17 protein-coding genes are annotated in these 21,174 nt (G+C 41.2%); 5 read left to right on the plus strand and 12 right to left on the minus strand.

Going from position 1 to position 21,174, the window contains the following annotated elements:
* Window positions 1–100: 100 nt before the first annotated feature.
* Entirely contained in the window at window positions 101–1,372 is a 1,272-nt protein-coding gene (locus tag PR675_RS07180; protein WP_004920844.1) for an MFS transporter, read from the minus strand.
* Window positions 1,373–1,644: 272 nt separating this feature from the next.
* The gene (locus PR675_RS07185; RefSeq protein WP_036940804.1) at window positions 1,645–1,839 is read right to left on the minus strand and encodes a hypothetical protein; all 195 of its coding nucleotides are present in this window, start codon (window positions 1,837–1,839) and stop codon (window positions 1,645–1,647) included.
* Between the two features lie 374 nt (window positions 1,840–2,213).
* Between PR675_RS07185 and sbcB the strand changes: the two genes are divergently transcribed.
* The gene (gene sbcB, locus PR675_RS07190) at window positions 2,214–3,641 is read left to right on the plus strand and encodes an exodeoxyribonuclease I (RefSeq protein WP_036940807.1); all 1,428 of its coding nucleotides are present in this window, start codon (window positions 2,214–2,216) and stop codon (window positions 3,639–3,641) included.
* A 46-nt stretch (window positions 3,642–3,687) separates the two neighbouring features.
* Here the strand turns inward: sbcB and dld are convergent, their stop codons facing one another.
* From dld to yieE, 9 genes are all read right to left on the minus strand, one after another.
* Entirely contained in the window at window positions 3,688–5,421 is a 1,734-nt protein-coding gene (gene dld / locus PR675_RS07195) for a D-lactate dehydrogenase (protein ID WP_060561094.1), read from the minus strand.
* A 224-nt stretch (window positions 5,422–5,645) separates the two neighbouring features.
* Complete coding sequence (locus PR675_RS07200; RefSeq protein WP_004920857.1) at window positions 5,646–7,028, minus strand: APC family permease; 1,383 nt, start codon at window positions 7,026–7,028, stop codon at window positions 5,646–5,648.
* Window positions 7,018–7,233 carry a hypothetical protein gene (locus PR675_RS07205; RefSeq protein ID WP_004920859.1) on the minus strand — a complete coding sequence of 72 codons (216 nt, stop codon included), beginning with the start codon at window positions 7,231–7,233 and terminating at the stop codon, window positions 7,018–7,020. The genes PR675_RS07200 and PR675_RS07205 overlap by 11 nt, the downstream gene beginning before the upstream one ends.
* A gap of 388 nt (window positions 7,234–7,621) precedes the next feature.
* On the minus strand, window positions 7,622–9,595 hold the full coding sequence (locus tag PR675_RS07210) for a ligand-gated channel protein (protein ID WP_004920862.1): 1,974 nt from the start codon (window positions 9,593–9,595) through the stop codon (window positions 7,622–7,624).
* A gap of 264 nt (window positions 9,596–9,859) precedes the next feature.
* Complete coding sequence (locus tag PR675_RS07215) at window positions 9,860–10,648, minus strand: ABC transporter ATP-binding protein (RefSeq protein ID WP_014656187.1); 789 nt, start codon at window positions 10,646–10,648, stop codon at window positions 9,860–9,862.
* Window positions 10,645–11,739, minus strand: coding sequence for a FecCD family ABC transporter permease (locus PR675_RS07220; protein WP_014656188.1), 1,095 nt, complete (start codon window positions 11,737–11,739; stop codon window positions 10,645–10,647). The genes PR675_RS07215 and PR675_RS07220 overlap by 4 nt, the downstream gene beginning before the upstream one ends.
* Before the next feature lie 18 nt (window positions 11,740–11,757).
* Window positions 11,758–12,882, minus strand: coding sequence for an ABC transporter substrate-binding protein (locus PR675_RS07225; protein WP_154598944.1), 1,125 nt, complete (start codon window positions 12,880–12,882; stop codon window positions 11,758–11,760).
* 347 nt (window positions 12,883–13,229) lie between these two features.
* Window positions 13,230–14,720 carry an amino acid permease gene (locus PR675_RS07230; RefSeq protein WP_004920869.1) on the minus strand — a complete coding sequence of 497 codons (1,491 nt, stop codon included), beginning with the start codon at window positions 14,718–14,720 and terminating at the stop codon, window positions 13,230–13,232.
* A 215-nt stretch (window positions 14,721–14,935) separates the two neighbouring features.
* On the minus strand, window positions 14,936–15,799 hold the full coding sequence (gene yieE, locus PR675_RS07235; protein WP_004920871.1) for a DNA-binding transcriptional regulator YeiE: 864 nt from the start codon (window positions 15,797–15,799) through the stop codon (window positions 14,936–14,938).
* A 225-nt stretch (window positions 15,800–16,024) separates the two neighbouring features.
* On the opposite strand from yieE, the gene PR675_RS07240 reads away from it, so the two are divergent.
* Window positions 16,025–17,104, plus strand: coding sequence for a YeiH family protein (locus tag PR675_RS07240; protein ID WP_036940814.1), 1,080 nt, complete (start codon window positions 16,025–16,027; stop codon window positions 17,102–17,104).
* A 106-nt stretch (window positions 17,105–17,210) separates the two neighbouring features.
* Entirely contained in the window at window positions 17,211–18,053 is an 843-nt protein-coding gene (gene nfo / locus PR675_RS07245; RefSeq protein WP_004920874.1) for a deoxyribonuclease IV, read from the plus strand.
* A 58-nt stretch (window positions 18,054–18,111) separates the two neighbouring features.
* Here nfo and fruK read toward each other — a convergent pair whose 3' ends face one another.
* Window positions 18,112–19,047, minus strand: a complete 936-nt coding sequence (fruK, locus tag PR675_RS07250; protein ID WP_004920877.1) for a 1-phosphofructokinase — start codon at window positions 19,045–19,047, stop codon at window positions 18,112–18,114.
* 161 nt (window positions 19,048–19,208) lie between these two features.
* Here fruK and PR675_RS07255 point away from each other — a divergent pair, with 161 nt between their 5' ends.
* Window positions 19,209–19,646, plus strand: coding sequence for a nucleotide triphosphate diphosphatase NUDT15 (locus PR675_RS07255; RefSeq protein WP_004920878.1), 438 nt, complete (start codon window positions 19,209–19,211; stop codon window positions 19,644–19,646).
* A 165-nt stretch (window positions 19,647–19,811) separates the two neighbouring features.
* A complete protein-coding gene (gene mtr / locus PR675_RS07260; RefSeq protein WP_053109893.1) occupies window positions 19,812–21,062 on the plus strand; it encodes a tryptophan permease in 1,251 nt (416 codons plus the stop codon).
* The last annotated feature ends 112 nt before the right edge of the window (window positions 21,063–21,174 follow it).

A 21,174-nucleotide genomic window follows, 5' to 3' on the forward strand; every position in this document is an offset into this window, starting at 1 on the left:
GCACCGTGTTACAACCCTATTTCATCTATTCATTGATATAAAAACAAATAAAAAGGCATTTTTGCTCAATCGACTTCACTCACGAGCTGAATTGTTTCAGTTACACCTTTTGTACCTCGTCCTTAACGCCTATTTCCTGAGCAACTCTGGAGGTTTGTTTGGCAAGCGCTATTTTATCGCTGCGTAAACAGAAAGCAGATAAAATTGTGGTGATCACGACAAAGCCCCCCATTACCAGATAAGTATCAGCAAAACCGATTTTATCGTAACCCCAGCCTGCCAACGGCGATAAAATACTCCCCACAATCGAGGTAATACAGCTAAAACCCACTAAGTACAGTGTCGATGATAAACGCTTATCAAAATGGCGACTGTTATATTTAAAAATTGCAATCAGCAATATTGGCAGCTCTACAGCATGAAGTAATTTCATAATAGAGATCATGACAGGTCCTTCGACTAAACCTGAGCCAATAATCCGCAATGCCATCACACTACTCGCAAACAATAACCCTTTTTTGGCTCCTATGCGGTTAACAATATATGGAGCTAAAAACATACCTCCTGCTTCTAAGAAAACCTGCAATGAATTCAGATAACCATACATTTCATTACCTGTTTTCTCATCTTGGAATTGGTGTGCGAAATAGACCATAAATTGCTGATCATAAACACTGTATATGCATGTGCCCAACACAAATAAAATCAGCGCCCAAAAACGAGGAAGTGTGAACAATTGCAAGGCGTCATCAAGGGTTATGCCGGAAGGTTTTCCATGCTCTAGGCTATTAAATGCGTTTGGTTTTGCCGTTTTTAGTTTTAATAAAATAACGAGAAAAATCGCACCGGAGAGGGTCGCCATGATAAAATTGTAATTAGGGTCAACGTTAATATTGCGACCAGCAAAAAATGTCGCAATCGCCCAACCTAATGAGCCCCACATCCTCGCTTTGCCATATTCAAAATCACGCAAGCGACTGACGCGTTCCGTATACGACTCAAGTACCCCAATTCCGGCATGGAAAGTCATACCGATAAAAAGACCACCGATTAAGCTTCCTACCACCACATTCCATTGCAATAAATAGCCAAACACCATAAAAAATGGGCCAGATGATATCAAGAGTATCGCAATAAACAGTAATAAGTTCTTTCGTAGACCTAGCTTATCCTGTAAAAAGCCATAAAGAGGTTGCGCGCAAAGCGCCACTATGGAAATACATGAAAAAATGATCCCCGTTTCAGTGCCTTCTAAACCAACATATTTTCTAAGCCAAATAGCAACAATTGAAAATGTTGACGACCAAGTAAAAAAGAAAAAAAACAGCAACGCACTCAATGACACGTAGTACTTTCTTGATTCATTATTCATTGTTATTCGCCTGCATATTCCCCTAAATGCCAAAAATGTTAAGGTTAACATTTTTTCTAAACCAGTAAATCGCACTCAAATTGTGATGTTAAGCACATTTGTTAACGTTAACATTACTGATTTATGAAGCAAATCACTCTTCAGTGTCGGTATGGAGCCGTTGTTTTAGCAATATCAACTTGCGGGTTGATCTTCTGATCAACGAAAGAAAGGTCACGTAATGAAATGATAAATGTTGCTGTCACTAGCCCTCAAACGAGGGCTCGTATTATCTAAACTTGGCTATTTAGAAAGGTCACTGCATCATCAAGAATGCTTTTTCGCGCTGGGTTGTTTTCTTCTTTTGCGTCCTTTTTCAACTTATCAATAATACTTTGTTTAGTCACGTCGCTATTACCCAATAGCTCTAGTGTCACATGACCTATTTCAGATAAAATTAAACGTGTTCTTTCATCATATGTATTCATATTCACATCCTCTTTTTTGTTAGTCGCATTTAAAAGAGTAGATCAAAACATCCTTTATTAGGCAAATTTTTACGCTGATTTACCTGTTTTTTCAAGAAAAAAGGGCATCTTATATCAAATGATTGATATAAATATCAATTAGATAGCAGTTTGTGCCTATTACATATTTAAATTGCAACGCCAACCATTTAAGGGCCTCTGTTCAGGTTTTCACATCTATCAGGTATGATAGTCGCTACTATTTGTGAGAAGTTACCGCCTATTCTCTGGAGCAATTTTTGTGTTTATTAGCCTAAATTATTTGCCCCTTATCAGTAACCATCACAAAACCTCATCATCACAAAAATAGCAGCAAAGGCTTACGGAGAATAACGTTGCAAGAGACTAAAAAGCAGCCTACCTTTTTTGTTCATGACTATGAAACTTTTGGTAAACACCCCGCACTTGATCGCCCCGCACAATTTGCAGGTGTTAGAACCGATCTCGATTTTAATATTATTGATGAGCCAGAAGTCTTTTATTGCGCACTAACAGACGACTATTTGCCCCAACCAGAAGCGGTGATGATCACCGGTATTACACCACAGCTCGCCTTAGCCCAAGGCGTCAATGAGGCTGAATTCGCTAAACGGATCCACCAGCAATTTAGCCAACCGAATACCTGTATTATGGGTTACAACAATATTCGTTTTGATGATGAAGTGACTCGAAATATTTTTTATCGTAATTTTTATGACCCCTACGCTTATAGCTGGCAGCAAGGTAATTCGCGTTGGGATTTATTAGATACTGTGAGAGCCTGTTTTGCGCTACGCCCTGAAGGGATTATTTGGCCTGAAAATGATGAAGGCTTACCTAGTATGCGCCTTGAACATCTAACAAAAGCGAATGGTATCGCCCATGAAAATGCTCATGATGCGATGTCCGATGTACTCGCCACCATAAATATGGCGAAGCTGCTCAAAGCCGCTCAACCTAGAATGTTCAACTACTTCTACCAGCTAAGAAATAAAAATAAAGTTAGCCAATTAATCGACATTGTCGATATGACACCGTTGGTGCATGTTTCTGGCATGTTTGGCGCTCTACGCTCCTATATTAGCCTTGTTGCACCATTAGCATGGCACCCAGACAACCGTAATGCGGTTATTATGTGTGATTTAGCGGCGGATATTTCACCCCTGGTTAATTTGCCCGTTGAGACTTTGCGTGAGCGCTTATATACCCCTAAAACGGAATTAGATGGCGAATTACCGGTTCCGATTAAATTAGTACACATTAATAAATGCCCTATTCTTGCGCCTGAGAAAACATTGCGTACAGAAGATGCTGAACGCACGGGGGTTGACCGCGATCTCTGCCTACGCAATTTGGAAATCTTACGTAAGCACCCCGATATTCGTCATAAAGTGATTGAAATTTTTGCCCAAGCGCAACCATTTGAAGAGCCGGATGATGTTGATGCTCAAATTTACAGTGGCTTTTTCAGTAGCTCTGACCGCTCGACGATGGATATTATTAGAGAAACACCGGAAAAAAACCTGCCTGCGTTAGACCTCACTTTTGAAGACCCACGTATGAAAGAGCTATTTTTCCGTTATAAAGCACGTAATTACCCCTCAACCTTATCCTATGATGAGCAGCAACGCTGGTTGCAGCACCGCCGTGACTACTTTACTGAAAGCCGTTTAATGGAATATATGCAATCTATTGAGTCGTTAATGATTGAACATCAAAACGATGTTGAACGCTGTAAGCAGCTCAAAGCACTGGTCAATTACGCGGCTGAATTAGCCAGCTAATATGGGTTGGGCAGGGTTTCCTGCCCAAAAACAACGCTTGCACTGATTAGTGATCGTGATGGCAACCACAATCCCCTTCCCAATTTTTACGTTTCGTTGTTTTGCCTAAACCGGGGTTCATGGTGTTAGTCGGATCGGCTTTTTTATAGAAAGATTTTAGCTGTGGCTGAGCTTTATATAAGTGGCCTACGTTATGCTCTGCGGGGTATTGTGCACCTCGTTCATCTAACAGCGCTAACATTTTCTCTTTCAATTCTTTTGGATCGACGCCTTTTTTCAATACATAATCTTGGTGCATCACATGACACATAAAATGCCCACAATACAGTTTATGAACTAACAATTTTTCAATTTCTGGCGGCAATTTTTCAAACCAATCACGATCATTTCGACGTAAAGCGATATCCAGCGGCAATACATCCTCAACATCTTTATTGTGTACCGCATGATAACGAACCGCCGATCCCGCTGCGGCAAAGCGGTGTAAAAATGCTTTCGCCCCTTCCTCTGGTGTACACTCAAAATACCCCCCATCCGCCGTTGCAAAGAAGGATTTCAGCCAAACTTTCGCCTCATCAATACCTTCACCCGCCATTTTTAACATCAGATGATGCTCATACTTATCACGAAATTGCTTCATGCGTGGAGGTAAATGTGCAGGCCATAATTTACTGAGTAGCTGCATAGTGCGGTCAACAAGGTTTGACGGTAACAACGGTACTTTATTTAATACGGCATCAATACGGCCTTTGATAGTAAAAAATAGTGGCATTTTGTCAGTGCCAAATTTATCTATCATTAAAAAGGTATCTTTTCCGTATACTTCAGCGATATCAAAACAACCGCGGTGCATATACTCACCTGCTACTGGTAAGTTTTTAAATTCACTAAGAATATGACGGCGAATGTCTTCCAGAACATCCGGATTGTTTGTGCCAATATAAAACACTTGTGTTGAGGTATCGGCAGGGAAAGTATCAAGGCGGACAGCAAATACGGCTAATTTACCCGCACAACCAGATGCTTCAAACAAGCGGCGCTCATCTGCGTTAAAGCGTGATGGTGTATCCGCATTCACATCACGAACTCGCTGAGCATATTCATGGTCTGACGCCAGCTTTTCACTGTGTTCAACATCTTCTGTTCGATAACGTCGATTTTGCAAGTTCGTTAAAATTTCTTCAGGTGTATCCCCTAAGTTAATCCCTAGGTGGTTTACTAACTCCACTTTTCCATCTTCATTTACTCGCCCATATAAGGCTAGCTCCGTATAAGCCGGGCCTCGGCGCACTAGGGAGCCACCTGAACTATTACAGATCCCGCCAACCACTGACGCCCCGATGCAAGAGGAGCCAATGAGGGAATGCGGTTCACGACCTAATGGTTTTAGTAATTTCTCGAGGTCATACAGCGTACTGCCTGGCATAGCAACAACTTGATTAAATTCAGGTAATACTTGAATTTGATTTAATTTTAATGTGCTAATAATAACGATATCACGATCATAACCATAACCGCTTGGCGTCGAACCTTCTGTCAGCCCTGTGTTCGCGGCTTGCATAATCACTATTTTATCCGCCTCGACACAGGCTTTAAAAACATACCATTGTTCTAATAACGTGGTGGGGAAGACGACCGCAATAGCATTACCGATACCTGAGCGAAACCCTTTGCGGTAACGTTCGGTTTTATGGGGTTTAGTCAGGATATTTTTTTTACCAACAATATTGGTGAGTGTCAGTAATAATCGTTGATTTTCAGGGCTGTTTACTGCATTCATTTCTGCGCCTTCCTGTCAGGGTAATTATCAATAAACTGTTCAATTAATTGTAATGTCATAATCATTTAACAACCATATCACATTATAAAGCGTTTTAGATTGAGATATCGGTGCAGTGTCACAATTAGCTGATTGGAAGGTTAAAACAAATAATAGACTAACAGCCTGAATAATAGGCAAAAAAAACAGCACTCTGAGGTGCTGTTTTTATTCAATCGACTAAATTAATAATCGCTCATTTGAGGCATTGGACGACGGAACATACGAGTCAATATCGCCATATAGACCAGACCGACAGCCGTCCAAATTAAGCCATATACCATTGAATCCTCTTCGATATTTAACCATAGTACACAAACGGTCAGCGTACCAATGACAGGCAAAATCAAATAGTTAAGGATATTCTTAATCCCATGTATACGGCGTTCACGAATGAAGAACTGGCTGATAACTGAAATGTTAACGAACGTAAACGCAATCAGTGCACCAAAGTTAATTAATGCTGTTGCAAAGTCCATCTCAAACCAAATAGCGCCAAGTGCTAACACACCGACCATTAATACGTTATAAGACGGAGTACGCCATCTTGGACTTACGTGGCCAAAGATTTTTTCTGGGAACACCCCATCACGCCCCATCACATACATCAAGCGAGCACTACCTGCATGTGCAGCCATACCTGAAGCTAATACGGTAACACATGAGAAAACCAAAATAATGGACTGGAAGAATGCCCCAGCAACAAATCTCATAATGTCAGGTTGTGTTTCATTGATGTTTTTAAAGCGCGAAACATCTGGGAAAAATTGTTGTAAGAAGAATGACACGGTAATGAAAATAATCCCACCGATAAGTGCTGTCAGGAAAATAGCACGCGGGATCACTTTACCTGCATTTGGTGTCTCTTCTGACAGAGAGCTTAACCCATCAAAACCTAAGAATGAAAAGCAGAGTATTGTCGCTCCGGCTATCAGAGGGATCAATTCCGTGTGCTCATCAGCAAATGGTCGGAAGGTCCAAACTTCACCCGTTCCTTCGCCGTTCGATACACCATGAATCACAATCAAGGTAAATACAACCATGACCCCTATTTGAATAATGGCAATCACGGTACTTAGATTAGCGATGACGTTGATACCGCGTAAGTTAGCGGCAGTCATCAGAATAACTAGCCCCACAACAAAAATAGCAGGCTCAACCGTTGGGAAGATATCTTGTAAATAAATCTTCGCTAATAATATGTTGATCATTGGCATAAAGATGTAAGACAGCAGCGAGGTCCATCCTACAAGGAAGCCAATATGTGGGCTCATTGATTTTTGAGCGTAGGTATACGCCGAGCCAGCAGATGGAAAACGTTTTACCAATTTGCCGTAGCTCAGAGCAGTAAATAGTATCGCAGCAAGTGCAATAATATAAGAAGTCGGGACGTGACCACCGGTTTTATCCGATACCATACCAAAAGTATCGAAAATCGTCATTGGCTGAATATAAGCAAGACCAATCATCACCACTTGTAACAGGGTGAGCGTTTTTGCCAGCTCTACGCGGTTGTTTGCACCAGTTTGGTTGCTACCGATGGATAATGGTACTGAATTATTTGGCATGATAAAGCCCTCCCATAACTTTCGATTGAGTACTATTTGACCTACTTAATCGACAGTTACTGGGAAGACTTTGCATCTGCCTATAGGCAGAGAAGAAAGATGAAAGGTTAAATGGTGAAGTTGCGAAGCAGCCAATTGCTCCGTAATCATCGATGCGGCAGCCACGGCCACCAGGCCCTGCTGCGAATGCGAAAAAGTAAGCCATGCAAGCATTCCTCAAATCGGTAGCATAAAATGTTTGCTACACGTAAAAATATAATTTATCTATCCGGCCTATTATCCGGCCCCATAAAATTAAACGAACTTAAAAAGCAAAAAAAAACCGATACCGGAAATTGAGGTATCAGTCATTTTTTTAGTTCGCGCATTTTGCACTTCAAGTTATCAAATAGCAATAGGTATTGTTAAAAAAACAGACAATATTTGATGAGAATTTTTGATAAATTTGCCGATTTTGCGCTGGTAGCTAATAACTTGTTTTCTTCTATAAATTTTTGCTATTAAAAGACATTTTTTACTCTTTTTCGCACGCCAAAAAACAAGGCCCTCTTAACTCAATAAGAGGGCCTTAATTCAGTCAGTTATCAAACTCATTAGAAGTTATAGTTGATACCTATATTGTATCGACGACCTTCTAATTCAGCACCATAGTTTGTTGAGTCAATGCGGCGATCTAGCACGTTATAGACACCACCGACAATATTTGCATTCTTGTTCAACTGGTAGCTTGCCCCTAAATCAAACAATGCATATGACGCCGTACCATTATTCATTGTCTCACCACGGCCTTGGTAATCAGACGTTTTACCGCGGAAATTCATGCGTGCCCATGTTTGCAACTCTTCAGTTGTATCCCATGTCAATGTCGTATTACCCATATGTTTTGGCTGCTTGTTTAGCGGCTTACCTTTATTGACACCACTTCTTTGTTCAGTGTCGGTGTAAGTATAGTTCGCCGAAAACGCTAAATTATCCAGAATGCCCCAGTTAAACGTTAACTCAACACCACGCATTCTTGCTTTATCAACGTTTTCACGGTCACTAACAAAACGGTATGGCTTACCATTATCACCAATACCATCATCTAATGTACAGTCTCTGATATTTGCATTGCTATTATCACAGCGTCTAACTTCTGTAATTTTATCTTTGAAATCGGTATTATAGATCGTGATCCCTGCGGTAATATTGTCTTGGTTATTCCAAATTACACCAATTTCTTCTGTAACACTTTTCTCCGGTTTCAAATTCGGGTTACCGTAAATCACTGCGTTACCTGCGCGCCCACCCGTTGATTGCCCCCAGTCTGCTGAAGATTGACGTAAGTCAGGTGCTTTATAACCTGTAGACACACCACCTTTGATGGTCCATTGGTCGTCAGCATGCCAAACACCATAAAGACGAGGTGTCCAGTGAGTACCATAGTTTTCGTCTTTATCCATACGGATACCGCCGGTTAAAGCGAAATCATTGGTCATTAACCATTCATCTTCCGCAAACAGCGCCCAGCTATAACGGTCAAGTTTGTTTAGTGCAAACTTATTATCACCTGCTTCTAATTTTTCCTTACGATATTGGCCACCTAAACTTAAACTGTGGTCACCAATTAAGAAGACACTTTGATTACGTATGATGAGATCATCAAATTTCATCTTACGAGTTGGGTTCTTAGTTTCATCGTATTGAATATAAGTATCAGTGTTAGCTAGGTCATAAACCCCTGTATGAGTTAATGCAGTATGCGTCATCTCATATTTACTAAAGCTGCTACTATCACCTTCTTTATACGTATAGCCTTCACGATAGTCCCTATGCTGGCTATCTTTTTTGAAATCCAAATCAAAGGTGTTCTTTTCATCTGGTGTTAATGACAGTGTTCCACCACCACTTGCAACGATTTGACGACCGAAACCATCAACGATTTTATCTTCACCACGGTGTGAATATTGACCGCTAAGCTTCACGCCTAACAAGCCATCAATCAGTGGACCAGAAGTATAGAAACTGCCTTGTCCAGTGTTTCCTGAATTTCTACGCTCAGTAATTGTCGTATCAGCACGTAAACTTGTCGTCCACTCTTGCTGCACACGGCGAGTAATAATGTTAATTACCCCACCCATAGCATCAGAACCATAGAGGGAAGACATAGGCCCACGAACAACTTCAATACGTTCTATTGCAGGTAGTGGTGGCAGCCATCCCTGTTCGATACCTGAACCGTCACTATTTGGGCGCGTACTGCGCGTATCAACACGCTTACCATCAATCAAGATCATCGTGTATTTTGCATCCATACCACGAATACTGATATCTGAACTACTACCGCCGCCGGTGACTAGAACGCCCGGAACGTCTTTCAATGCATCGGTGACATCACGGTAAGCTTTATTTTCTAGTTGCTCACGCGTTACCACAGAAATAGACGCTGGCGCATCTTCAATTTTTTGTTGGAAGCCAGATGCGGTGGTAACCATAATCGTGTCTTTACTATCATCCGCAAATACAGGGGCTGCTGTGATTGCCGCAATAACGCTTATTGCAATTTTTCTTTTATTGAAAACTACCATTCCTAACTCTCCAAGAGATAATTTTGATTTGAATTTTGATATGACATAAGCTCAATATTCGGGTCTATAACCCTATCATTACTATTATTATTTTTTTGGTTATTAGATAATAAAAATTACCCATAGAAAATTTATGGTAAATACTATTTGTATATATTGAAATTTTCTATAACTAATTATCGCTAGAAAAATATAACCTTTATTCTTTTATTCAATTAATAGTGCCAATCTAAATTTCATTGACACTATTAATTTATATCAAAACTAGCTCGCTAACTTATCCACTAAGCCATCAATTAAAACTTGTGGTACCCCTTGAGAACAGCGCTCTATTCGCCCCCTAACACCGTACACATCAGCCAAGCTATCTGGCGTAATCACGGCCTCTGGTTCACCTTGAGCAATCAGTTTGCCTTTTTTTAGCATTAAAACATGTTCAGCATGTCTTAACGCAATATTGATATCATGAACCACAACCACCGTAATAATATTGCGACGCTTTGTTTCTTTCGCCACTAAATCCATAACGTGATATTGGTAATTTAAATCTAATGCACTTAATGGCTCATCTAATAACAATAAGTTTGGTTGACGAATTAATGATTGTGCCAAACCAACCAATTGCTTTTGACCACCTGATAATTGGTCTAAATAACTTAATGCTAAATGTTCAATACCTAATTGACGCAATAAATGCATCACTTCATCTTTACTATTTTCATGACTCAGACCACCCGATGCTCTTTGAGCAACGATCACTGATTCCAAGACATAAAGATGAACACCTGCTGGTAAGCTTTGAGGTAAATAGACAACATTTTGCGCACGCTGAGCAAAGTTTTGCTGTGTTAAATCCATTCCATCTAACAGCAATTGCCCTGTAGCTTTATTTAAACCAGCCAAAGAGCGCAGCAGAGTCGATTTGCCGCTTCCATTTGGCCCTAATAACACAGTGATCTGACCTCTTGGTAAAGCTTCTGTTGTCAGCCCTTCAATCACAGGGTTTTTAGGATAACCTGCATTAAAGCGATTAATAATCAGGCCATCTGTCATGACACACTACCTCTATGACGTAAAATAATACTTAAGAAGAACGGTACACCAACGAGTGAGGTCACAATACCAACAGGAATAATGACACCCGGTATAATATTTTTAGATGCAATAGATGCCATGGATAAGACTAAGGCACCAATTAATGCGCTTGCTGGCAAATAAAAGCGGTGATCTTCACCAAACATCAAGCGCGCGATATGAGGAGCAACCAGACCGATAAAGGCGATAGGCCCCACAAATGCGACTGCCAACGCTGATAAGATACTGATACGCAACAATGTGGTTAAACGTAACCGACGGACATCAATACCAAAACTAATCGCTCGGTCTTCGCCCAACCTCAGTGCGGTCAGTTTCCATGAACTCATCATCGCCAATGGGAAAATTAGAGCAAAGACGAGTGTCATCACCCCGAGTTTTACCCATGTTGCTTTTGAAAGGCTCCCCATTGTCCAGAATACTAAACCTTGCAGAGTGTCCTCTGTGGCAATAAATTGCATCATTGAAACTAAAGCATTAAAGGTAAATACCAATGCGATACCAAACAATACGACACCCGATGTTGCAACGCGCGTCCAACGGGTCACCGCATCTAACATCAGTGCAGCCAATAGTGCAAAAATAAAGGCATTCGCTGAAATTACCCACTGATCAGGCACACCAGGAATAGCAATACCGGAAACAATCGCTAATGCCGCACCGAAAGCAGCGGCATTGGAAACACCGAGGGTAAATGGACTTGCCAACGGGTTATTCAAGATAGTTTGCATCTCGGCCCCAGCAAGGCCAAGTGACATGCCAATCACAACGGCCATAAGGGCATAAGGCAAACGGATATCCCAAACAATCACACGAGTTCCCGCTTCTACAGATTCAGGGGATACGATGGTTTGCCATAATTTTTCCAGCGATAAGCCGGATGGGCCTAATGTGAAATCAATAACCAATGATAATAAGATTGCAGCGATGATCACGGCAATCCATGCTACCCTACGACGTAACATTTTTTGATAATGCTGCTTCACACCATTATCATTTTCTCTCACTGACGGCTTAACAGTTGATATAGACTCGGTAGTAAGACTCATTATTATTACCTACAAAATTTACTTCTCACTTACCCAATAGATGCCGGTTGGCTCAACTGCAAGAAATTGGCTATGTAATTCATTCAAGGTTTTTTGCGGATCCAGATCAGCAAACTGCTCCGGATAGAACCATTTAGCAAATACTTGAGTCGCTAATACGTTGTAGGGAGAATTGTAATAGTTATGCCAAATTGCATAGTCTTTGCCATCTTTCACCGCTGACAAAGAGCTAATTCCTTTGCGTTCAGTAATTTTTTTCAAGCTACTTTTTGCATCTTCAACAGTGCCTTGTGCCCCTAATTGCACTCCGACATCTTTACTGCCGGGAGCTTTAGCACCTGTTGCGATATAAATTTGTGGGTCAACAGCGATAACCTTTTCTAGGTTCATATTACCCAAAGCACCGGGTAACACATCTTTGGCGATATTTTTCCCACCCGCTAGGTCGATAAAATTCCCCATGTTCCCGTTGCCTGCGGTTCCACAACAATCTTCAAATGCACCAGCACGTAAATCAATAAACACGGTAGGCTTTTTATCTTCAGGGATTTTACTGGTGATATCAGTCACTAATTTTTGATTTTTTTCGTAAAAATCAGCATATTTTTCTGCAGTCTGTTCGCGATTTAATGCTTTCCCAAGCATACGGATACTCGGTAGCGTGTTTTGCAGTGGATTGTCTCTAAAATCAACAAACACAACAGGCACACCCGCCTTTTCTAACTGCCCTACTAACTCACTATTTTTACCGGGGCCATGACCAGAGAGGCCAAAAATCGCAATGTCTGGATTCAGTGTTAATACTTTTTCGGCACTGACACTATCAGCGCTGGTATTACCAATTAATGGAATATTATCAATTTGAGGGAACTTAGCTTTATAAGCCGCGTAAGTTTGTGGATCAAGTTTACGTAAGTCGCCTTGCCAGCCAACAATTCTATCAAGCGGTTTATCGCCTTCAAGTAAAGCAATTGCACTCAACAAACGGCCTTCACCAAGTAAGATACGATTAACATTATCAGGTACTTCAACCGTTCTACCAGCAACATCAGTAACTGTTGCAGCCAATGAGCTAATACTGATACTCATCACAGAGCCTGCAAATAATGCTAAACCTATCCCTTTTGCTAACGACTTTGCCATCAACTTCACATCAAACCTCTTATCCCCTTTATTTTGGTGCCCATAACAATAAAGCAAATAAGAATACTTATCAATACGATTGCTGATTTAATTCCATCTATGTATTGAATTGTGATCGTGGACGAAAATTTTTGTTAATCAATTGATAAATTGGCTATTTCGTCTTTAAAAAAGAAGATAACGCCAGACTCAGCATGCAAAGCATATCATGAGGAAACGACCCGATTATTCGGTTTTTCCCATTATAAAAAATGCCAATCAACGTTCGAACTGACCCCAGTTCATTGTTGATTGGCATTTTTATTTATAACTTACTGTTATTGAATATGTGTAAATAATTTAAGCAATTATTTATTCAGATTTTCACGGTAGCTTGGGAATTCCATGTCTTTATAACGAATAATTGACGTTTTTTTGGCTATTTTATAGCCAAACCAAATTGCTAAAAATAATGGAATACCAATATAAGTGGCTGTAACCCCTACCCAATCAATTTTATCTTCTAAAAACGCTTGATAGTTTTGCCCTAATGTAATCACTAAACAGAGAACAAAAGCAAAGATAGGACCAATTGGGAAGAAGCCCGAACGATAAGGTAAGTCATTAATATCCTTACCTTGCGCAATATAACCTTTACGGAAACGATAATGGCTAATTGCAATCCCCAACCAAGCAATAAACCCTGTCATACCTGAAGTATTCAGTAGCCATAAGTAGACAGTTTGGTTACCAAACATTGAACTTAGGAAGCACAGAGCAGCAATTACCGTAGTGGCAAATAGCGCATAACGCGGTACCCCACCTTTTGAGAGGCGAGCAAAAATGCGTGGTGCTTTACCTTCACGGGCTAAGGTATACAGCATACGTGTTGAGGCGTACATCCCTGAGTTACCTGCCGATAGTACCGCCGTTAAAATAACCGCATTCATTACTGCTGCTGCCGATAGCAACCCAGCATTTTCAAATACTAAGGTAAATGGGCTAACACTAATATCTTTAACATCATTGCGCAGTAGATTAGGATCTGTATATGGAATAATCAAACTAATGATCAAGATTGCAAAGATATAGAACAAAAGGATACGCCAAAATACTTTACGTACTGCTTTAGGGATATTCTTCGCAGGGTCTTGAGATTCCCCCGCGGCGATACCAATCAGTTCGGTTCCTTGGAAAGAGAAGCCGACAATCATCGCCACACCAATCATGGCAGAGAAACCACCAGCAAATGGTGCATCCCCGATGGTCCAGTTATGCCATCCCGCATTTTCAGCACCACTCATGATACCAAAAATCATCAATACGCCGACAACGATGAAAATAACAACGGTTGTCACTTTAATGAGTGAGAACCAATATTCTGCCTCACCAAACCCTTTAACAGAAATATAGTTCAGTAAGAAAATGACGGCTAAAAATATTGCGCTCCAAATCCAACCTGGCGTATCAGGGAACCAGTAAGTCATGACCAGTTGCGCGGCAACCAAGTCGACAGCAATAGTTACAGCCCAGTTATACCAATAGTTCCAGCCTAATGCGAAACCAAAACCTTCATCAACATATTTAGCGCCATAGGTCGCGAAAGAACCTGACACTGGCATATAAGCCGCAAGTTCACCTAAGCTGGTCATCAAAAAATAGACCATTAAGCCGATAATTGCATAAGAAAGAAGCGCCCCGCCGGGACCTGCTTGTGCAACGGTTGCACCGGATGCAACAAAGAGGCCGGTGCCAATGGAGCCGCCAATGGCAATCATTGCAAGATGGCGAGCTTTCAACTCACGACGTAATTTGCTTTGTCCGCTACCTTGTACCGTAGTGGTTTGTTGTTCTGACATCTGTTCCCTGTTTTTCTTTATTTAATCAATATTGAAGGAATTCTAGCAAAACATCCTGTCAGAACTAAGTAACTCTTGGCAGTTATAAGATACCTTCATAATCCCAACGGAATTATTAGTAAAACACTTATATCCTATGCATCATAGTTCAAATAACAACCTTGTTGACCATTTGGGTTTATACGATCCATAAACTTTGTTAAATCACCGACACATTACTTGCAATAATCTAATAAGTTTTTAATTGCATTAGATAAATGTTTTTGGCGGTGATAAATCAAATACAGTGTTCGCTGTAACTGTAGCCCTTCAACCTCTAGCTCTACTAACGACCCGTTCGTCAATTGCTCCTCAATAACGCGTCTTGATAAGCAACTGATCCCCATACCAAAGCGAACTGCATGCTTAATAGCCTCCGAATTACCAAGCTCCATAAAAATATGAAAACCCGGTAAATGAGCAAATAACAGCTGATCGAGCACATCTCGTGTACCTGAGCCTCTTTCACGCAGCACCCAAGGCGCATCACGTAACTCTTTTAAGGTGAGTGCTCTTCCCGCCAATGGATTACTAGGAGCCGCAAATATCACCAATTCATCTTTTAGCCATGGTTCGGTAATTAACTCGGGGCTATGGCACACGCCTTCAATAAGACCCACATCAGCGCGAAATTCCATCACCGCTTTAATAACTTCCTCTGTATTACTGATATTTAACTCTAATGGGATCGTCGGGTGGTCACGACGATACTCCGCCAGCAGTGATGGCAGCATGTAATTACCAATTGTGGTACTGGCAGCGAGACGCACCGCCCCCATCTCTTTTTTGAATAATTGTTCTACTTCCAACGCTTGTTCAAGCAACGCCAATGCCTTGGGATAGAGCAGCCGACCATGCTCATTAGTCACAAGCCGTTTGCCTACTCGATCAAACAGTTGTACTCCAAGTTGCCCTTCAAGGTCGGTCAACGACGCACTTACAGCAGATTGCGATAAAGCGAGTAATTGGGATGCTTGCGTCGTGGAGCCACTTTTTAGTACTTCCGTAAATACCTCGAGTTGCCTAAGTGTTATTCGCATACAGGTAGCCCCAACATTGTTCACTAGAGTTTGTAATAATATTGTTAATATTAACGATTTATTACCAACTTACCAGAAGAAACTTATAACCAGAAATTCAGATAGATTATATATAAACAATCAATTTAAATTATTATAGTTTTTGTTATATGCTTATTCCAAAATTATCTATACCCTGAATAAACCGCTTTATGAAGGGTATTAGTCGTAACTAAAGGTAAGGTTATGGATAAAAGCAATACAAAAACGTTAGTACAGAGCGCACAGCACCCAGCTCTAAAACTAATTTCAGGTATTATTTTAGCGGGAGTTTTAACCGCAATTTCGATATATCTTGGAGAGCAGCAATGGTTTATTGATGTCGGTTTAGGCGCCCTGACATTGGCAATTTTATTAGGCATCATCGTCGGGAATACAATCTACCCTGCTATTAGTCATCGTTGTGATGAAGGGATCAAATTTGCCAAACACTATTTTTTACGTGCGGGGATCATACTTTATGGCTTTCGCCTAACATTCCAACAAATTACTGATGTTGGTGCCACAGGGTTGCTCATTGATGCACTTACCCTCGCATCCACTTTCTTGTTGGCCTTTTGGTTAGGTAAAAAGGTGTTTGGACTCGATGATGAAACCACTTTTTTAATCGGTGCAGGTAGCAGTATTTGCGGAGCCGCAGCGGTTATGGCGACAGAGCCTGTTGTCAAAGCCTCTGCCAGTAAAGTTGCCGTCGCCGTTTCAACGGTGGTGATTTTTGGTACTATCGCCATTTTTGTGTATCCATGGCTTTATCAACTTAATGCGCATTTTGGTTGGTTCACACAGACCCAAGACACCTTTGGTATTTATATTGGCTCAACAGTGCATGAAGTCGCTCAAGTCGTCGCTATCGGTCACACTATCGGCCCTGACGCAGAGAATGCTTCCGTGATCACCAAAATGATCCGAGTGATGATGCTTGCACCCTTCTTAATTATTTTATCTGCTTATTTGAGCCGCCGCTCTGCGGTCGCTAAAGGACAAACAGCCCAAAAAAGCAAAATCACGATCCCTTGGTTTGCCGTTATCTTTATTCTGGTCGCTGCATTCAACTCGTTCAATTTGATACCGACAGAAATAGTAAAACACATTATCACGTTAGATACCGTATTGTTGGCGATGGCCATGGTTGCCCTCGGTTTAACAACTCATGTTAGTGCAATACGTCAGGCGGGGATCAAACCATTATTGATGGCGCTTATCTTATTTGTATGGCTAATCATTGGTGGTTTCGCCATCAATGCCATTATCCAAACTATCCTATAAACTCTTTGTTCATTTTTTAATTTGGTCGCATTTAATGCGACCTTTTTGTTGATTTCATTTATTCGCCTATTAATGGCATACTTCTTCATAAAAGAAGGAGTCAAGAATGAAATATGTTGGAGCACACGTCAGCGCTTCTGGAGGCGTTGATCAAGCTGTTATTCGCGCTCATGAAATTAACGCTACGGCATTCGCGCTGTTTACCAAAAATCAGCGCCAGTGGAAAGCCCCACCTCTTAGCGAGGAGGTGATTGAAAAATTTAAGGCTAACTGTGCAAAGTACGGTTATGGTAAGCACCAAATTTTACCGCATGACAGTTACTTAATTAATTTAGGTCATCCAGAGCAAGAAGCGTTAGAAAAATCACGCATCGCATTTATTGACGAAATGCAACGCTGTGAGCAGCTTGGTATTGACCTACTCAATTTTCACCCTGGCAGCCACCTGAAAAAAATCGATATAGATGATTGCTTAGCTCGTATTGCCGAATCTATCAATATCGCCCTAAATGAAACTCAAGGCGTCATTGCCGTCATCGAAAATACGGCGGGGCAAGGTTCAAACTTAGGCTATCGTTTTGAACATTTAGCAAAAATCATTGAAGATGTAGATGATAAAAGCCGAGTAGGTGTTTGTATTGATACTTGCCACGCCTTTGCAGCAGGCTATGATTTGCGAACAGAGGAGGCTTGTGAAGAGACTTTCAAACAGTTTTCTGACATTGTTGGTTTTGAGTACCTCAAAGGTATGCACTTAAATGATGCCAAAAGTGAGTTTGCCAGCCGAGTCGACCGTCACCATAGCTTAGGGGAAGGTAATATAGGCTACACACCTTTTAGTTACATAATGAAAGACCCTCGTTTCGATGGTATCCCTCTGATCCTTGAAACCATTAATCCAGATATTTGGCCTCAAGAAATTGCTTGGCTAAAATCACAGCAAAAATAACCAGTCACTATCTATAAAGCATAAAGGCGGCGAGTTAACCTCCGCCGCCTTTATCGTTTTACAGTGATTCCATCTCAATTTTTGCCATCATATCGGCAAGCTTATTACGATTTTTTAAGCCAACATCAGGCTGTGATACGGATAACGCTGAAATAGCCGTGGCCATACGCAATGTGTGTGCGCTAGATTCACCATTCAGTAAGCCATAAGCGAGGCCTGCAACCATTGAATCACCAGCCCCCACCGTGCTGATCACTTCACAACGAGGCGGTTTAGCTAACCAAGAGCCTGAAGCATTCACCCATAATGCCCCTTCTTCACCAAGCGAGATAACCACATGAGAAATGCCTTTATCGCGTAATTCATGTGCTGCCGCAATGACATCTTTCAATTCAGGTAACTTGCGACCCACCCACATTTCTAATTCATGGCGATTGGGTTTTACTAACCAAGGCGAGGCTTTTAACCCTGCTTTTAATGCTTCACGGCTACTGTCGAAAATGATACATGGACATAATTGACGCAAGCGGCTCATCCAACGAGTGAATTCTTCGGGATCAATCCCATTTGGTAGGCTACCACTCACCACCACCATATCAAAATGGCCTAACCAATTGAGTGACTCCGTTGAGAAACGGTTCCAATCTTCTTTACTGACTTCAAAGCCAGAAAAGTTGAAATCTGTCGATTCACCATTATCTTCTGTCAGCTTTACGTTGATCCTTGTGCGTCCTGACACCATATAAAAGCGGTTTGCCATACCATTATCACTAAAGAAGTGTTGGAATTCTTCTTGGTTATCTTTCCCCATGAAGCCGCTAACTGTGATATCAATACCAAGATCTCGTAGAACTTTCGCGACATTAACGCCTTTGCCTCCTGCATTGAGGCTAGCCGTCTTCACTAAGTTGACTTCACCGACTTCGATTGATGGACATAGCCCAACAAGATCATAGGCAGGATTTAATGTAATTGTAGCAACCCGGCGAGTCATAACCTCGAATCTCCCTTATCATTATCGTCATGTGTATGCAGCCATAGTTATACCATTAAAACACAATGGCTTCAGTGATATTTGTAGTTTTTCCTGATTGTTTTTCTGCTATAAACTGGCAGAATCGCACCGAATAGAATAAAAAAAGAAAGGAGAAGTTGATGTCTACTGTTGATGGCGTTGTCGTTGGTGTTGGCGTAATTATCACGAATTCACAAGGCCAAATTTTAATGGGCAAACGCAGCAGCAAGCACGCACCTTATTGGTCAATATTTGGGGGGCATGTCGATGCTGGGGAATCATTCGAAACCTGTGCTATTCGTGAAATAAAAGAAGAAATTGGTATTGATATTACCGCCCCAACGGTTTTTGGTATTAGTAACAATATAAATACCTATCACCAAGAAGGTAAACATACTGTCTCTATCTGCATGCATGTTGAATATAATGGCGATATCGAGCCGCAAATCATGGAAAAAGATAAGTGCGAAAGCTTGATGTGGGTATCCCCGAATGAACTCCCAGAACCCCATTTTGAGGCTAGCCGTAATGCCATTGACCTTTGGCTAAACCAACAATTTTATCATCACCCCGCTTAATCGCTTTACTCAGGTACAAATAGCTCAAGGCTATTTGTACAATAATCACCCAACCTATTATTACTACTCTTAATTTTACCTATTTGTGCTTTAATTATTGTTTACATCAACATGTCTCAACTGTATCATTAAGCTAGTACAAAGAAACATTAATCGGGAGTTTCCATGTCTGTTGATGCAGTAAAAACAAATAAGCAGCCCTCCATCTTAGGTGGGGCGATGATCATCGCGGGTACAGCCGTTGGCGCTGGTATGTTTTCAATCCCCATGGTGACCTCCGGTGTCTGGTTTACAGGCTCTATCCTACTTTTGCTGTATACCTTTTTTTGTATGCTGCTTTCAGGATTAATGATTTTAGAAGCCAATATGAATTACCCTGCTGGCGCAAGTTTTCATACCATGGTTAAAGATTTACTTGGGCCTGTATGGAACTCAATTAATGGGCTATCCATTACTTTTGTCCTTTATATTTTAACGTATGCTTATATTTCCGCGGGTAGCTCGATTATCTCGGAAAATTTATCTTCCTATATAAAAATGGACGTTCCACAAGCCGTTTCTGGATTGTTCTTCGCACTTCTGGTTGCCTTTGTTGTTTGGTTATCTACGCGTGCCGTCGACCGTTTAAGTACCATTTTAATTGGTGGTATGGTTATCACCTTTATTATGTCAGTTGGCGGTATGGTCACCACAGCCTCACCTTCGATTCTGTTTAACCAAGTCGATCAAGGCAATACACATTATTTACCTTATGCCCTCGCTGCACTGCCCTATTTGCTGACATCGTTCGGCTATCACGGTAACGTTCCTGGGCTTGTAAAATACTATAATAAAGATAGCCGTTCTGTGGTTCGTAGCCTTGTCTATGGTGCGATTATCACCGTTGCCATTTATATCTTGTGGCAGTATGCGGTCCAAGGGAATATTCCACGCTCTGCCTTTATCCAAATCCGTGAGGACGGCAATAATATTGGTGCACTGCTTAAGCAAATGAATTTGTCTACCAACAGCGATTTTATTTCGAAGTTTTTGAATTTGTTCTCTTATATGGCACTGGCAAGTTCATTCTTAGGTGTATCTTTGGGGCTGTTTGACTTTATTGCTGACTTCTTTAAATTCAACGATAGCAAACAAGGCCGTTTAAAATCTGCCTTAATCACTTTCCTGCCACCGGCTGTATTTGCCCTAGCTTTTCCTAATGGCTTTATTTATGCCATTGGCTTTGCAGGCCTCGCTGCCACTATTTGGGCAGTGATTGTGCCCGCGCTGATGGCAAGGGCAAGTCGTAAGCGTTTCCCGAATAACAGTTATAGAGCGCCTGGCGGCATTGGTATCATCCTATTTGTTATCTTGTTTGGTGTCATTAATGCCGTAGCACACATACTCTCCTTATCTGGTTTACTGCCTGTTTACTGATGATACCCTCCCCAACATCACCGTTGGGGAGATTTTTTTATTGAAAAGTACATTTCCTATCTTGCCTAATCGCCTATCTGCGAGTAATTTTGTCGCACTCTTTTCTGACGAT

It is taken from the genome of Providencia sp. PROV261, assembly GCF_028477945.1.
Taxonomy (GTDB): Bacteria; Pseudomonadota; Gammaproteobacteria; order Enterobacterales; family Enterobacteriaceae; genus Providencia; species Providencia stuartii.